Origin of the sequence: Pseudomonas sp. GXZC (assembly GCF_026967615.1) — a bacterium.
Lineage (GTDB): Bacteria > Pseudomonadota > Gammaproteobacteria > Pseudomonadales > Pseudomonadaceae > Aquipseudomonas > Aquipseudomonas azotoformans_A.
Genome location: NZ_CP114115.1, coordinates 3,984,632 through 3,999,125, shown reverse-complemented (window position 1 = coordinate 3,999,125; position 14,494 = coordinate 3,984,632). Strand labels below are relative to the sequence as shown.

The window sequence follows — 14,494 nt, the reverse complement described above, 5'->3', positions numbered from 1 at the left end:
TAGGTTAGCGTGTTGGACGATGATCAGCGTGCCTGATCGGTCATTGAGTGGGCGGGGGCAGGGCGACCGGCGTGAGCACCGGGCGACCGGCGAAGTATTCCACCAGGTTATCGGCCACGCGCTGCACGGTGTCATGGGCGGCTTCGGGCGACAGGCCGGCGACATGGGAGGTGAGCACGGTATTGCTGAGCTTCTTGAGGGCGTCGGGCACTTGGGGCTCGTCGTCGAATACATCCAGTGCGGCGCCGCCGATGCGGCGTTGCTCAAGGGCCGCGACCAGGTCGGCGGTGACCACCACGCTGCCACGCCCAATGTTGACCAGGTAGCCATTCGGGCCCAGGGCATCCAGGGCGTGGCGATCGATCAGGTGGCGGGTGCTGGCACCGCCGGGGGTGGCGAGGATCAGAAAGTCCGAGGTGCGCGCCAGTTCCACCGCAGTCGCGCAGTAGGTGTAGTCCACGTCATCGCGTGGTTGGCGGTTGTGGTAACTCACCTCCATGCCGAAGCCCAGGACTGCACGCTTGGCGATTTCCAGGCCAACAGCACCGAGCCCGAGGATGCCCAACTGTTTACCGCCCAGGGACGGGCGCATCACTTTCGGCCATTCGCTGCGGCGCACGGCGGCGTCGGTCTGCGGGATGCCGCGCACCAGCGAGAGCAGCAACGCCATGGCGTGATCGGCCACCGATGGCGCGTTCACCCCGGCGCCATTGGTCACGACGATCCCGCGATTGCTGGCGGCTTGCAGGTCTACGTGCTCGTAGCCGGCGCCGATCACACAGATGATTTCCAGCAGCGGCAGGGCGGCGATTTCCTCGGCGTACAAGCCCAGCGGGCCACGGGTCAACACGGCCCTGATCTGGCTGCCGTGGGCCTTGATGGCTTCGGCGCGTTCGGCGGGTGTCGGTGCCAGGATCACATGAAAGTCATTGCCCTCGATGATGGGCAGGTATTCGTTGATGGTTTCAACCAGGACCAAAACAGTAGCGGTCATCGGAAGGCTCTTCCTGAAGGGTTTGAGGGGAGGAGTATGCCGTATTTGTGCGATCAGAAGCTTATCTCGACCGCACGTGCACGCTTCACAAACGCCCCGGCCAGGGTCGCATTGTGATGCTCGATAATCGCTTCGGCCTTGAGTGCCGGTGTGTCCATGCAGGTGTGGCCGTCTTCCGGCAGCACCACCGCAAACCCCAATTCCACGGCTACCCGGCAAGTGGTGTCGAGGCAGAACTGGGTTTTCATGCCGACGATCACCAGTTCATTGACCTGGGCCGCTTTCAGTTGCGCTTCCAGATTTGTGCCCAGGAAGCAGCTGGGGCGAGTCTTGTTGAACAGGTGGTCGCGGGATTCGTCTACCTCCAGCCCATGACACAGCTGCCAGAGCGGGCTGCCTGCTTCTATCGGTGAGCCTGCCGGCCCAGTGTGGTGGGCGACGAATATCGGGGCGCCAGCCAGGCGTGCGCGCTGAATCAGCAGGTTGATAGTGGCGAGCACGCGTTCACGCTCGAAGGGTTTCTCCGGGCCATCGTATAAGCCGGTTTGCATGTCGATGATCAGCAGGGCATCAGCCATGGTGTTGCTCCTTGTGATTGCCGAACGGGCGGAGCAATAAAAAGGCCCCGTCCATTGCTGGCGGGGCCTTGGGTTGAATCTGTGAAGTGTCTAGCTCAAGCACTCACAGCCACCGCGCGACCCGCCGGAAGCGGTCGTGGTGGTGGTGCGGGTGAGGGAGCGCTGGAAAATATTCATGGCCTGATCATGCTGGGACGGAGGAAGGGCTGTCAACGGTCAGTAGGGCATTTCGTGCAGCAGCCAGGAATTCATCCGATAGATCATTGCCACGTGTCGCACGTGCCAGGGTCACGGCGCCGATCATCATCGCGTACTTGGCCAGCATTGCCTGGCGATCTCCATCCTGTAGTTGCGCAAACACCTCAAGGGACTTCTCGACGCCCTCAATAAAGGTGTGTTGCAAGGCGGTGTCGGCGGGCTCATGGCACATGTCCGGGGCGAAGGCCGACACGGGGCAGCCGTCTCCAGGGTTGTCGCGATGGGTGGCTGTCAGATAAGGCCCCATCACGGCCTCGCGGGCAGCCCGTTGATCTTCGCTGTGATCGATCTTTGCCTGCCAGCCCAGGTTCGCTTGCTCGAACGCCTGCTGGCAGGCTTCGGTGGCCAGGGCTTCCTTGGAGGCGAAGTGCCCGTAGAAACCGCCGTGGGTCAGGCCAGCGGCGGCCATGACGTCCGATAGGCTAATACCGTGCAAGCCGCGCTCGCGAAACAGGTGAGTGGCCGCCTCGACGATGATTTCGCGATTGAGGTCGGCTTGTTTGCGGGAAACGCGCGGCATGGCGGGGCTCTCTGGATAAACGGCGGATGCTGGATGAAAACTACAGGATCAAGCGCGATTCTAAAATAGATTTGTGCGGGAATGTATATTCCGCATTCAGCCGCACGCCCCGAAAACCGCCGTATACAGGTGCCCCTGCGGGCCTGCACCGCACCACCGTTCCTCAGCTAAGTCTTTGCTTATTCACAAGAATCCCGGACAATCCGGCCCCTTCTATGGTCGGGGCGCTGCCTGTCAGGTTTTTCTGACTCGTCCCGGCCGTGTAAATGCGGAGATCCGACCGGATGAATGATCAGGCCAATAGCGTCGACGAACGCTATGCAACGACACCTGCAACCCTCACAAGCTGGAGCCGCCAGGACACCACCTGGATGCTTGGCCTGTTCGGCACCGCCATTGGCGCCGGTACGCTGTTCTTGCCGATCAACGCGGGCCTGGGCGGCTTCTGGCCACTGGTGATCCTTGCGCTGCTGGCGTTCCCGATGACCTTCTTCGCCCACCGTGGCCTGACCCGTTTCGTGCTGTCCGGCCGTGAAGGCTCCGACATCACCGACGTGGTCGAAGAGCACTTCGGCATTAAAGCCGGTGCGCTGATCACCTTGCTGTACTTCTTCGCAATCTTCCCGATCCTGCTGATCTACAGCGTGGCGTTGACCAACACGGTCGGCAGCTTCATGGAGCACCAACTGCACATCATGCCGCCGCCACGCGCGCTACTGTCGTTTGTGCTGATCCTCGGCCTGCTGGCCGTGGTGCGTTGCGGTGAGCAGGTGATCGTCAAGGCGATGAGCCTGATGGTGTATCCGTTTATCGTCGCCTTGCTGTTCCTGGCGGTGTACCTGATCCCGCATTGGAACGGCGGCATCCTCAGCACCGCCAGCCAGGTCCCGGCGCCGTCTGCGCTGCTCAACACCTTGTGGCTGGCGATTCCGGTGATGGTGTTCTCGTTCAACCATTCGCCGATCATCTCGGCCTTTGCGGTGGACCAGAAGCGTCAGTACGGCGTCCACGCTGATGAGCGCAGCTCGCAGATCCTGTCCCGTGCGCACCTGTTGATGGTGGTGATGGTGCTGTTCTTCGTGTTCAGCTGCGTACTGACCCTGTCGCCGGCGCAGCTTGCCGAGGCTAAGGCACAGAACCTGTCGATCCTGTCGTACCTGGCCAATCACTTCAATAACCCAACCATTGAGTTCGCAGCACCGTTGATTGCGTTCGTGGCGATTGCCAAGTCGTTCCTGGGGCACTACATCGGTGCCAGTGAAGGCCTCAAGGGCCTGGTGCTGAAGACCGGTCGTCGTCCGGAGGCCAAGCGTCTGGACCGTATGACGGCTGCGTTTATGCTGGTGGTGTGCTGGATTGTGGCGACGTTGAACCCGAGTATTCTTGGGATGATTGAGGCGCTGGGGGGGCCGATCATTGCGTCGATCCTGTTCCTGATGCCGATGTACGCCATTCGTAAGGTGCCGGCTATGGCCAAGTACCGTGGGCAGGCGTCCAATGTGTTTGTCACGGCGGTGGGGTTGGTGGCGATTACTGCGGTGGTTTATTCGTTTTTTGCTTGAGGTTGTGTGGGAGGGCTGTGATAGCGGTGGTTCGGTGTGCATATCCGTTATTTAGGTAACGGCCACCTAGGGTTCCGCTCTTACAGCGGGTCACTTTTGGAAGGACCCTGTATGGACCGGACACATGGTGGACGGGTGTACGGGGACATGGTGGACACTTTTCGGCGAGCCAACTTCGCCGGAAAGCCATCATGCCCTGGAACACGAGAGACACCATGAGCCTGAAAGAAGAGTTCATTGCCTTTGCACGGCAACCCGGTAGTAATAAACGAGAGCTATGCCGACGATTCGGCATCAGTCCGCAAACGGCCTACAAGTGGCTCAAACGCTACGAAGCGCACGGTCAGCCAGGGCTGCAAGAGAGGTCTCGCAAACCGGCCACCAGTCCCAAACTGACCACCGCAGCTCTGGAAGCGCAGGTCATAGCACTTAGGCAAGACCATCCAGCATGGGGTGGACGCACAATCAGCAGCCTCTTGAACAAGCAGATCGCTCCCAGCACCGTCACCAATGTCCTGCACCGGCACGGTCTGATTCAGCCTTCTCAGAAGGAACAAGAGGCAAAGCTGAGATTTGAGCACGATGCGCCTAACGATCTTTGGCAGATGGATTTCAAAGGGCATTTTCCTACGCAAGAAGGCCGATGCCATCCGCTGACCATGCTGGACGACCATTCACGATTCAATTTGGCAATTCAGGCCTGTGACAACGAGCGTGGAGCTACGGTGAAGGAGAAGATGATCGAGGTATTCCAACGCTTCGGATTACCGGCTCGCATCAACGTTGATAACGGCCCGCCATGGGGCTCGCCACGCAACCCTGGTGAAATCACAGAGCTAAGTATCTGGTTGATTCGCCTAGGAATTCGGATCAGCTTCAGCCGTCCATACCATCCTCAAACAAATGGAAAAATCGAACGTTTCCACCGCTCACTCAAGGCCGAAGTGCTTGAAGGGCGTCATTTTTCCACTACCAAGGAGGCTCAAAAAGCGTTTGATCAATGGCGTGAGATTTATAACCTACAACGTCCTCATCAAGCGTTGGATTACAAGGTACCTATGGACCGGTATCGCTCCAGCCCCTGGATTTATCCGCAGCAGTTATCGGAGTTTGAATACGGTCCGGATGATGTGCTGGCTAAGGCTTATCACAGTCGATTTCGCTTTCAGAAACGCTATTTCAGCATTGCCAAGGGTTTGGCTGGGCTTCATATCGCGATACGGCCTAACCCTGAAAGTGATGGCCTTTTTGATGTCTACTTCTGTCATCACTTCCTACGAACGATCGACGTGAGCAAACCTGACTATGGTTCATAATGTGTCAACCATGTCCCCGCACATGTGTCCACCATGTATCCGGTCCATACAGAAGGACCCAAAAAGTAACCAAAAGGTCCTCGCCCCAACACTCGGCACCTCGCCTAGGCTCGGTGTGCCCTCACTCCGGCTTTAGAGCGTGGGCCGCCGCGATGGGCCATCCTTGGCCCAGCGCGGCTAACCCGGCGTCCTGCCGGGTTACCCACGCTCCAAAGCCTGCGTTCGGCCAGCGTGTTTGACGGGGCGCCTCAGATCAAAAGCAAAAGCGCGGCGGCCTTCGAGCCGACCGGTATTGTGTGGTCTATCTCGGTCAAAATGTGGGAGCTGGCTTGCCTGCGATTGCGTCAACTCGGTTTGCCTGATGTACCGAGGTGTCTGCATCGCAGCGATGCGGCGGTCCGACAAGCCAGCTCCCACAGAAAAGCAGATCCAATTCGGCTCTGGCTCTGGCTCTGGCTTTGCTTTAGATCTTGATTTTGATCTTAGGCGCCCCGTCAAACACGCTGGCCGGAATTCGGCAGGGATTTGGGGGGTAAACCGGCAGGGATGCCGGTTTAGCCGCCCCGCGCCATGGATGGCGCGTGGCGGCGGCCCCCCAAATCACTGTCGGATTACGGGCATACCGAGCCTAGGCGAGGTACCGAGTGTTGGGGCGAAGCGTTTTTGGTTACTTTTGGCTGGGCCGCATTCGGACTCTTCCAAAAGTGACCCGCTGTAAGAGCGGAACCAATACCAGCCGTTACCCAAATAACGGATATGTACTCGATCTCACCCAGCACCCAGCACCCCGGCCGATACTATATTCCAGACATAAAAAAGCGCCGCGTACCTCACGATACGCGGCGCCTCTTCACATCAACACTTTAGGCTTGAATCACCGGAATGTTGGCGCTAGCTGCGATCTTGCGGAACTCAGCAATCTGGTCGAAGTTCAGGTAGCGGTAAACGTCACTGGCCATGGTGTCCAGTTTCGCCGCGTAGCCCATGTACTCTTCGACGGTCGGCAGGCGACCCAGGGTAGAGGCCACTGCCGCCAGCTCGGCCGAAGCCAGGTAGACGTTAGCGCCGTCACCCAGACGGTTCGGGAAGTTACGGGTCGACGTCGACACAACGGTCGAATTCGGCTCTACACGTGCCTGGTTGCCCATGCACAGCGAGCAGCCCGGCATTTCCATGCGTGCGCCAGCCTTGCCGTAGATGCCGTAGTAGCCTTCTTCGGTCAGTTGGTGAGCGTCCATCTTGGTCGGCGGCGACAGCCACAGACGAGTTGGCAGCTGACCCTTGACCTGCTCCAGCAGCTTACCGGCCGCGCGGAAGTGACCGATGTTGGTCATGCACGAACCGATGAACACTTCGTCGATCTTCTCGCCGGCAACGCTCGACAGCAGACGGGCATCGTCCGGGTCGTTCGGTGCACAGAGGATCGGCTCGTTGATCTCGGCCAGGTCGATCTCGATGATTTCCGCATATTCCGCGTCGGCATCGGCTTCCATCAACTCTGGGTTCTTGACCCAGGCTTCCATCGCTTGAGCACGACGTTCCAGGGTACGCGGGTCACCGTAGCCTTCACCGATCATCCAGCGCAGCAGGGTGATGTTGGAGTTCAGGTACTCGGTGATCGACTCTTTCGACAGCTTGATGGTGCAACCGGCAGCCGAACGTTCAGCCGAGGCGTCGGACAGCTCGAAAGCTTGTTCCAGCGTCAGGTCGTTCAGGCCTTCGATCTCCAGGATGCGGCCGGAGAAGGCGTTCTTCTTGCCTTTCTTCTCTACAGTCAGCAGACCCGACTGGATCGCGTAGTAAGGAATGGCATGAACCAGGTCACGCAGGGTGATGCCAGGTTTCATCTTGCCTTTGAAACGCACCAGGATCGATTCCGGCATGTCCAGTGGCATAACGCCAGTGGCTGCGGCGAACGCGACCAGGCCAGAACCGGCCGGGAACGAGATGCCCATCGGGAAACGGGTGTGGGAGTCACCACCGGTACCGACGGTGTCCGGCAGCAGCATGCGGTTCAGCCAGCTGTGGATGATGCCGTCGCCTGGGCGCAGCGATACACCGCCACGGGTCATGATGAAGTCAGGCAGGGTGTGGTGGGTGGTCACGTCGATCGGCTTTGGATAGGCCGCGGTGTGGCAGAACGACTGCATGACCAGATCGGTCGAGAAGCCCAGGCACGCCAGGTCTTTCAGTTCATCACGGGTCATAGGACCGGTGGTGTCCTGGGAGCCCACGGTGGTCATCTTCGGTTCGCAGTAGGTGCCAGGACGAACGCCTTTGCCTTCTGGCAGACCGCAGGCCTTGCCGACCATTTTCTGTGCCAGGGTGAAGCCTTTGCCGGTGTCGACAGGCGCTTCTGGCAGCTTGAACAGATCGGTTGGGCCCAGGCCCAGTTCGGCACGGGCCTTGTCGGTCAGGCCGCGACCGATGATCAGCGGGATACGGCCGCCGGCGCGGACTTCGTCCAACAGTACCGGGGTCTTCATTTCGAAGGTGGTGATGACTTCGTCGGTGCCGTGTTTGCAGACTTTACCAGCATGCGGGTACAGGTCGATCACGTCGCCCATGTTCATGTTGGTAACGTCAAACTCAATTGGCAGTGCGCCCGCATCTTCCATGGTGTTGTAGAAGATTGGAGCGATCTTGCTGCCGAAGCAGAAGCCACCGGCGCGCTTGTTCGGCACGTACGGAACGTCGTCGCCGAAGAACCACAGTACGGAGTTGGTGGCCGATTTACGCGACGAACCGGTACCGACCACGTCACCGACGTAGGCGATCGGGAAGCCTTGGCCGCGCATTTCTTCGATCTGCTTCATCGGGCCGGTCTTGCCTTGCTCGTCCGGCACGATGCCTTCACGGGCCATTTTCAGCATGGCCAGGGCGTGCAGCGGGATGTCAGGACGGGACCAGGCGTCGGGAGCAGGGGACAGGTCGTCGGTGTTGGTTTCGCCGGTGACCTTGAACACACGCAGGCTGATCTTGTCGGCCAGGGTTGGGCGGTTGCTGAACCACTCGCCGTCGGCCCAGGACTGGATCACGGCTTTGGCGTGTTCGTTGCCGTTCTTGGCTTTTTCAGCCACGTCGTGGAACGCGTCGAACATCAGCAGGGTGTGCTTGAGTTGGGCGGCGGCGACCGGAGCCAGAGTGGCGTCGTCCAGCAGCTCAACCAGGGTCACGATGTTGTAGCCGCCTTGCATGGTGCCAAGCAGTTCAACGGCGCGTTGCTTGCTGATCAGGGGGGAAGTGGCTTCGCCCTTGGCCAGGGCAGACAGGAAACCGGCCTTGACGTAAGCAGCTTCGTCAACGCCTGGTGGAATGCGGTTGGTGATCAGGTCAACGAGGAATTCTTCTTCGCCAGCCGGAGGATTTTTCAGCAGCTCGACCAGGCCTGCGGTTTGTTCGGCGTTAAGCGGCTGGGGAACGATACCCAGGGCTGCACGCTCTTCGATATGTTTGCGGTAGGCTTCAAGCACAGTTATTACCCTCATCAGTGGTCCCACGGGACGCTCATCCAGAAATGAACGGCACGCATGCGCTCGGGGGCTTTTTGGGCCGCAAAGCCAGCGCTGCCGGCATTCCTCACAGAAGCTGCTTTCAAAGTTTTACGCCTGCAGAACGGAGCTGATGAGGGTTGGCGAGGGCTCTGACCTACCGAGTCATTAACCATCGCCAACACCGTTCTGAAGGAACGACTGTGCTCGTGACGCTTTGAAAACAGCTTCCAGCGGATTATTGGCGCCTTACAAGGCCGGATGATTCTACGGCAAAAAAAATCTAAAGGTAAGTTGCCTAACCAAGTTTGCTGGGTGATCAAGCTTAGACAAAGGGCTAACATGGCGCATTGTTTCGCTGATTTGCGTGTCGTTGCCCATGTCCAACCAAACCATCAAGACCCCCTGCGTCGGCCTGTGCTCCACGGTCTACGGCGATCTCGTGTGCCGTGGCTGCAAGCGCTTCCACCACGAAGTGATCCAGTGGAACGGCTACGGCGAAGAGGAAAAACGTGCGGTCTGGCTGCGCTTGGAGCAGCTGCTGGTGCAGGTGATGGCCGGCAAACTGGAGGTTTTTGACCCCAAGACCCTGCGCGGCCAACTGGAACAGCGCAAGATCCGCTTCGTGCCGCACCAGTCCGAATACTGCTGGGCCTACCAGTTGATCGCCCGGGGGGCACGGGTGATCAATAACCTGGAAGCCTACGGCATGGTGCTGTTGCCCGAGTTTCGCGACTGGCCCTTGCCGGACCTGCGCGATGCCATTGATCGGGAGTTCTTTATCCTCTCCGAAGCCCACTACCAGCGCTATATCGCGCCGGGGTTTCTCAAGGATGCGTTTGGCGCCTAGCTGTCAGGCTTTGGTGGCCTGTTCCACCAGACGGTCCATCACTTCTTCTGGCTTGAGCACCAGCACATCGCTTTCCAGCGTATCCAGCACGACCTCTGCGGTGTTGCCGATCAGTGCCCCGGAAATACCCGTGCGACCCACGGTGCCGATGATCGTGACCGCCGCCTGCAGCTTGTGGGCGAGATGCGGTATCAACACGTCCGCCGGTCCTTCCTCGATATGCAGGTGTTTGTCGTCCACGTCGAACTCCGCCTGAAACGCCCTGCATTGCTCGCGATAACGCGCCTCGATGGTTTCCTTGAGCTGAAACGTCGGGTCCGCCGCCGACAGCATCGGCGACGGATGGGCGCTGATCACATGCAACTGCGCCTTGGCCAGGTGGGCGATATCAAAGCCATGGTCAATGATCGAATTGTGCAATGAGCGGTGCTCACCGTCGGTATTGCCCACATCGATCGCCGCCAGGATCACCCCGCCAGCCCACGGTGTGGCGGTCTTGACCAGCAACACCGCCGTCGGGCAATAACGCAGCAACTTCCAGTCCGCAGGCGTCAACAGCGCCTTTTTCAATGGGCTGTCCGGGAAATGCTGCTTGATCACCAGCCCACAGCCTTCGGCCTGCTGCACGTCGATAATGGTTTCATGCAGGCTGGCATTCCACGCCTGCTCGGTGCTGACGCTGTAGCCGTCCTCTTGCAAACCGGCCTTGAGCAGAGCCAGCAGCGCCGAGTGCTCATGCTTTTTGTCGCAGACCAGCAGATGCAGGTGCGCGCCGGTGACCCCGGCGATCAGCTTTGCACGCTTGAGGGCCAGGCTTTCCGAATGCTCGGGCTCGATGACCACCAGGATGCTGCGGATGGCTTGCATGATCGGGATCTCCATAAAAAAGGGCGGGGGCCTGGAACAACTATAGTTGCTGGCGAGCGCACGTCATGTTGATGCACATCAAGGCCGGTGGCTGGTGGTCTGCGGCGGGGTCGGTATAATCGCCGGCCTTTTGTGATCCTTTTGCCCGTGAGCCCGATGAACCTGCCCGAAATCCACGAATTCCTCGGTTGCCGCACCCCTGACGCCTGGGTCCAGGCCGCGCTGGCCGATCAGGACACCCTGCTGATCGACCACAAGAACTGCGAATTCAAAGCCGCCAGCACCGCCCTGAGCTTGATCGCCAAGTACTACAGCCATGTGGACCTGATCAACATGATGTCGCGCCTGGCCCGTGAAGAGCTGGTGCACCACGAACAAGTCATGCGCTTGATGAAAAAACGCAAGGTCGAGTTGCGCCAACTGAATGCTGGTCGCTACGCCTCGGGTTTGCGCAAAGTAGTGCGCACCCATGAACCGGTCAAGCTGGTGGACACGCTGGTGGTGGGCGCGTTTATCGAAGCACGCAGTTGCGAGCGTTTCGAAGCGCTGGTACCGCATTTGGACGAAGAACTCGGCAAGTTCTACTTCGGTTTACTGAAAAGCGAAGCACGGCACTTCCAGGGCTACCTCAAGCTGGCCTACCAGTACGGCGACGCCAAAGACGTCGCCCAGGTGATCGAGCGGGTGAGGGCGGCCGAGCAGGAACTGATTGAGTCACCCGACATCGAGTTCCGCTTTCACAGTGGCGTGCCAGCCTGAGGCCACGGCCACGCCGATCAGCGCGGTGATTCCGGCCAGCAACAGGATCACCGCCTGCGTACCCAGCGGTACCGCCAACAGCGCAATCGCCAGGCCCGCCAAGGGTTGCGGCAGGTTGTTGAGTAAGGTGATCACACCTACGGTCTTGCCGAAGTCCTGCACGGGAATCACCCGCTGACGGGTGCTGCGCAGGTAGACGTTGAACATCTTGTCGAAACCGGTGACCAGCAGGAAACCCACGGCGTACAGCCACACGCCGGGGCTGACCGCCATGATCACCGCACCGACCGCAATCATCGAATACGACAAGCCGCCCAGCACCTTCAGCGGCAGCCCGGCCCGCGCCAGGTAAAACAGAATCCCGATGGTCACCAAGGCGCCGGCTGCCTGCAGCAGGGCATAGGTGTCCTTATCCTGTGCAAATTGGCCCGTCACCATCGCCGCAGACGTGGCCAGCGTGACGCCAATGATCAGGTTCACACCCACGGCCAGGGTGATGATCCGCTTCAGTTCCGGCAGGCGGCGGATATGCCCGAAGGCAATCTTCAATGGCCGCAGCCAGATATCCCGGTGCTGTTCGAAGGTTTCCAGGCGTGTGGTGCTGGAGCGTTGCCACAGCCGCATCGCCAGGTCGGCCAACACGAACAGCCCGGCCACACCGAGGACGACCCAGTGCCAGGCCCACACTTCCAGCATCAGCGCCGCCATCAGCGGCCCGAGCACCAGCCCGCTCTGGTCGGCAATCTGCGAATAGGACAGCGTCTTGGCGTAGCTGTAGTGGGGGAAGACATGGGGCATCAGCACTTCCCGCGCCATGATGCCCTGGGTAGTCAGCACGCCGCAGAGCGCCGAGAGCAGTACGATCCAGACGATGCCGTCGAATACCCCGTACAAAACCACGGCCGTCACACAGGCCAATGCCCGGTAAACCTGGCTGGTATGCAGGATGCGCACCGGCGCGAACTTGTCGCACACTGCGCCACACACCGGGAACGCGAGATAACGCGGCAGCGACTCGATAAAGAACGCCAGCCCGGCCCAGGCCACGCTCTGGGTGGTCTGGAACACGATCAAGGGCACGATAAACAGTAGAATCTGGTCCGCCAGCCGCGACAGGAACAGCGAAACAAAGAACGCCAGGTAATCCTTGCGCATACAACTCCCTGTGGATGGCGTTAAAGATTGCGGGGTATTTGTTAAAAACTCTTAAAAGCATGAAGCTTCGTCGGCCAATGCTGGCCAGCTGCTTTAGTTGCCCAGCTTGCCACCTATAATGCCCGCTCTTCAATCCGTGTCTGCAAACTGAGAACTTATGGAAAACCTGGGGCTGGGCAAGGTCTTGCTCGTTGAGGACGACGAAAAACTGGCAGGGCTGATCGCGCACTTTCTCGCGCAGCATGGCTTTGAGGTGCGCGTGGAGCACCGGGGCGACGAGGCCCTGGCCGCGTTCCTGGAGTTCAAGCCGAAGATCGTCGTACTCGACCTGATGCTGCCCGGCCAGAGCGGGCTGCATGTGTGTCGCGGGATTCGCACGGTGTCCGACACGCCGATCGTGATCCTTACGGCCAAGGAAGATGACCTGGACCACATCCTTGGCCTGGAGTCCGGTGCCGACGATTACGTGATCAAGCCGATCAAGCCCCCTGTGTTGCTGGCACGCTTGCGTGCGTTGCAACGACGCCAGGCGCCGGAGCCGACCGTGCGCGGGTCGCTGGCTTTCGGGCGGCTGGCCATCGATCGCAGTTGCCGGGTGGTCAGCCTGGGGGACGACAAGATCGACCTCACCACCATGGAGTTCGAACTGTTGTGGTTGTTGGCCAGTCACTCGGGGACGATCCTGTCCCGCGATGACATCCTCAACCGCATGCGTGGCATTGCGTTCGACGGCCTCAACCGCAGTGTCGATGTGTACATCAGCAAACTGCGCGGCAAGCTCAACGATAACCCGCGCGAACCGGTGTGCATCAAGACCATCTGGGGCAAGGGCTATCTGTTCAATCCGTTCGCGTGGGAGGCCTAGATGCTGCGGCTCTATATTCGCCTGTACATCATCCTGGCGCTGGGGCTGGCGGGGGCGATCTGGCTGGTCAACTACACCTTTGATGAGCTGCTGCCCGAAGCCAATGAAACCTATAACCGCGAAGCCCTGCGCGGCCCGGCGTATGGTTTGGTCGAGCAGTTGCGGCCCTTGCTCGGTGACGCCCGTCAGGCGCGGCTGAGCGAGCTGCAACCGCATTACGGCCTGCACCTCAAACTGGTGCAGCGCGATGAGTTGGCGCTGGACCAGCGTGAGCAACAGTTGCTGGCGGCCGGCCAATTGGTGGTGCGGGGCGACTTCATGGAGTTCATCGCCAATATCGACGGCGGCCCTCAGTTGCTCAATATCAAGCTGCCCGACGAGCCGAAATGGCTGTACTTGTGGGCCTACAGCCTGCTGGGGCTGAGCCTGGCGATCGTGCTGTATTTCTGGGTGCGTCCGCACTGGCGCGACCTGGAGCATATCCGCCTGGCGGCCCAACGTTTCGGTGACAACGACCTCAGTTCGCGCATCCTGCTGCCACGCCGTTCCACCGTGCGCGAACTGGCCGGGCACTTCAACCAGATGGCCGAGCGCATCGAAAGCCTGATCGCCAACCAGCGCGAACTCACCAACGCCGTGTCCCACGAATTGCGCACGCCGATTGCACGCCTGTCGTTCGAACTCGACCAGCTCAAGCAACAGGCCGATCCACGCCAGCGTGGCGAATTGATCGCGGACATGTATGCCGACCTGGGCGAGCTGGAGGAAATGGTCTCCGAGCTGCTGACCTACGCGAGCCTGGAACGCGGTGCCACCCAAGTCACCCGTGAAAGCATCGAGGCCCACAGCTGGCTCGACAGTGTGATCGGCAGCGTGGCCCTGGAGGCCGAAGCGGCGGGCATCCAACTGTCGTTGCGTACATGCGAGGTGGACTATATCCAGATTGAGCCGCGCTTCATGGCGCGTGCGGTGATCAACCTGTTGCGTAACGCAATTCGCTATGCCGAGCGCCGTGTGGAAGTGTCGCTGGTCAAGTTTGGCAGCGGCTATGAGGTGCGGGTGTGTGACGACGGCCCTGGCGTACCGGAAGAAGGTCGCTCCAAAATCTTCCAACCCTTCATGCGCCTGGACGCCAGTCGCGACCGCCGCACCGGCGGCTTCGGCCTGGGCCTGGCGCTGGTGCAGCGGGTGTCGCAGTGGCATGGCGGCCAGGTGCAGGTGCTGGATTCGGAGTGGGGTGGGGCTTCGTTTCGGATGACGTGGGCGTATGCCGAATAGG

12 protein-coding genes are annotated in these 14,494 nt (G+C 60.0%); 6 read left to right on the top strand and 6 right to left on the bottom strand.

Annotated elements, in window-relative coordinates; genetic code table 11:
* Positions 1-40: 40 nt before the first annotated feature.
* The 3 genes from OZ428_RS18565 to OZ428_RS18555 all read right to left on the bottom strand — a co-directional run bounded on the left by OZ428_RS18565 (position 41) and on the right by OZ428_RS18555 (position 2,350).
* Positions 41-994: a 2-hydroxyacid dehydrogenase gene (locus OZ428_RS18565; protein WP_269130831.1), complete on the bottom strand. Its 954-nt coding sequence runs from the start codon at positions 992-994 to the stop codon at positions 41-43.
* 53 nt (positions 995-1,047) lie between these two features.
* A complete protein-coding gene (locus OZ428_RS18560; RefSeq protein ID WP_269130830.1) occupies positions 1,048-1,572 on the bottom strand; it encodes a cysteine hydrolase family protein in 525 nt (174 codons plus the stop codon).
* Between the two features lie 184 nt (positions 1,573-1,756).
* Complete coding sequence (locus tag OZ428_RS18555) at positions 1,757-2,350, bottom strand: TetR/AcrR family transcriptional regulator (RefSeq protein ID WP_269130829.1); 594 nt, start codon at positions 2,348-2,350, stop codon at positions 1,757-1,759.
* A gap of 284 nt (positions 2,351-2,634) precedes the next feature.
* On the opposite strand from OZ428_RS18555, the gene OZ428_RS18550 reads away from it, so the two are divergent.
* Both OZ428_RS18550 and OZ428_RS18545 read left to right on the top strand, forming a co-directional pair.
* A complete protein-coding gene (locus tag OZ428_RS18550) occupies positions 2,635-3,912 on the top strand; it encodes an HAAAP family serine/threonine permease (RefSeq protein WP_016980153.1) in 1,278 nt (425 codons plus the stop codon).
* A gap of 191 nt (positions 3,913-4,103) precedes the next feature.
* Positions 4,104-5,228: an IS481 family transposase gene (locus tag OZ428_RS18545; protein ID WP_269130828.1), complete on the top strand. Its 1,125-nt coding sequence runs from the start codon at positions 4,104-4,106 to the stop codon at positions 5,226-5,228.
* 863 nt (positions 5,229-6,091) lie between these two features.
* On the opposite strand, the gene acnB is transcribed toward OZ428_RS18545, so the two are convergent.
* The gene (gene acnB, locus OZ428_RS18540; protein WP_033898481.1) at positions 6,092-8,701 is read right to left on the bottom strand and encodes a bifunctional aconitate hydratase 2/2-methylisocitrate dehydratase; all 2,610 of its coding nucleotides are present in this window, start codon (positions 8,699-8,701) and stop codon (positions 6,092-6,094) included.
* A 397-nt stretch (positions 8,702-9,098) separates the two neighbouring features.
* Between acnB and OZ428_RS18535 the strand changes: the two genes are divergently transcribed.
* The gene (locus OZ428_RS18535) at positions 9,099-9,569 is read left to right on the top strand and encodes a DUF1289 domain-containing protein (RefSeq protein ID WP_016979484.1); all 471 of its coding nucleotides are present in this window, start codon (positions 9,099-9,101) and stop codon (positions 9,567-9,569) included.
* 3 nt (positions 9,570-9,572) lie between these two features.
* Here OZ428_RS18535 and OZ428_RS18530 read toward each other — a convergent pair whose 3' ends face one another.
* Positions 9,573-10,436 (bottom strand): universal stress protein, encoded by an 864-nt coding sequence (locus OZ428_RS18530; protein WP_038841892.1) that lies wholly within the window; start codon positions 10,434-10,436, stop codon positions 9,573-9,575.
* A 156-nt stretch (positions 10,437-10,592) separates the two neighbouring features.
* Between OZ428_RS18530 and OZ428_RS18525 the strand changes: the two genes are divergently transcribed.
* Positions 10,593-11,195 carry a tRNA-(ms[2]io[6]A)-hydroxylase gene (locus OZ428_RS18525; RefSeq protein WP_016979482.1) on the top strand — a complete coding sequence of 201 codons (603 nt, stop codon included), beginning with the start codon at positions 10,593-10,595 and terminating at the stop codon, positions 11,193-11,195.
* Here OZ428_RS18525 and OZ428_RS18520 read toward each other — a convergent pair.
* The gene (locus OZ428_RS18520) at positions 11,151-12,350 is read right to left on the bottom strand and encodes an MFS transporter (protein WP_269130827.1); all 1,200 of its coding nucleotides are present in this window, start codon (positions 12,348-12,350) and stop codon (positions 11,151-11,153) included. The two genes, OZ428_RS18525 and OZ428_RS18520, sit on opposite strands and share 45 nt — an antisense overlap.
* 157 nt (positions 12,351-12,507) lie before the next feature.
* Here OZ428_RS18520 and OZ428_RS18515 point away from each other — a divergent pair, with 157 nt between their 5' ends.
* Together OZ428_RS18515 and OZ428_RS18510 are read left to right on the top strand one after the other, a co-directional pair.
* Complete coding sequence (locus tag OZ428_RS18515) at positions 12,508-13,215, top strand: winged helix-turn-helix domain-containing protein (RefSeq protein ID WP_269130826.1); 708 nt, start codon at positions 12,508-12,510, stop codon at positions 13,213-13,215.
* Positions 13,216-14,493, top strand: a complete 1,278-nt coding sequence (locus OZ428_RS18510; protein ID WP_269130825.1) for an ATP-binding protein — start codon at positions 13,216-13,218, stop codon at positions 14,491-14,493.
* Position 14,494 lies beyond the last annotated feature (1 nt).

Bases quoted from the DNA above. Each gene is read 5' to 3' on its own strand.
- OZ428_RS18525 (WP_016979482.1), top strand. From the start codon at position 10,593: ATGAACCTGCCCGAAATCCACGAATTCCTCGGTTGCCGCACCCCTGAC.
- OZ428_RS18550 (WP_016980153.1), top strand. From the start codon at position 2,635: ATGAATGATCAGGCCAATAGCGTCGACGAACGCTATGCAACGACACCT.
- OZ428_RS18520 (WP_269130827.1), bottom strand. From the start codon at position 12,350: ATGCGCAAGGATTACCTGGCGTTCTTTGTTTCGCTGTTCCTGTCGCGG.
- OZ428_RS18515 (WP_269130826.1), top strand. From the start codon at position 12,508: ATGGAAAACCTGGGGCTGGGCAAGGTCTTGCTCGTTGAGGACGACGAA.
- OZ428_RS18530 (WP_038841892.1), bottom strand. From the start codon at position 10,436: ATGCAAGCCATCCGCAGCATCCTGGTGGTCATCGAGCCCGAGCATTCG.
- OZ428_RS18510 (WP_269130825.1), top strand. From the start codon at position 13,216: ATGCTGCGGCTCTATATTCGCCTGTACATCATCCTGGCGCTGGGGCTG.
- OZ428_RS18545 (WP_269130828.1), top strand. From the start codon at position 4,104: ATGCCCTGGAACACGAGAGACACCATGAGCCTGAAAGAAGAGTTCATT.
- OZ428_RS18560 (WP_269130830.1), bottom strand. From the start codon at position 1,572: ATGGCTGATGCCCTGCTGATCATCGACATGCAAACCGGCTTATACGAT.
- OZ428_RS18565 (WP_269130831.1), bottom strand. From the start codon at position 994: ATGACCGCTACTGTTTTGGTCCTGGTTGAAACCATCAACGAATACCTG.
- OZ428_RS18555 (WP_269130829.1), bottom strand. From the start codon at position 2,350: ATGCCGCGCGTTTCCCGCAAACAAGCCGACCTCAATCGCGAAATCATC.
- OZ428_RS18535 (WP_016979484.1), top strand. From the start codon at position 9,099: ATGTCCAACCAAACCATCAAGACCCCCTGCGTCGGCCTGTGCTCCACG.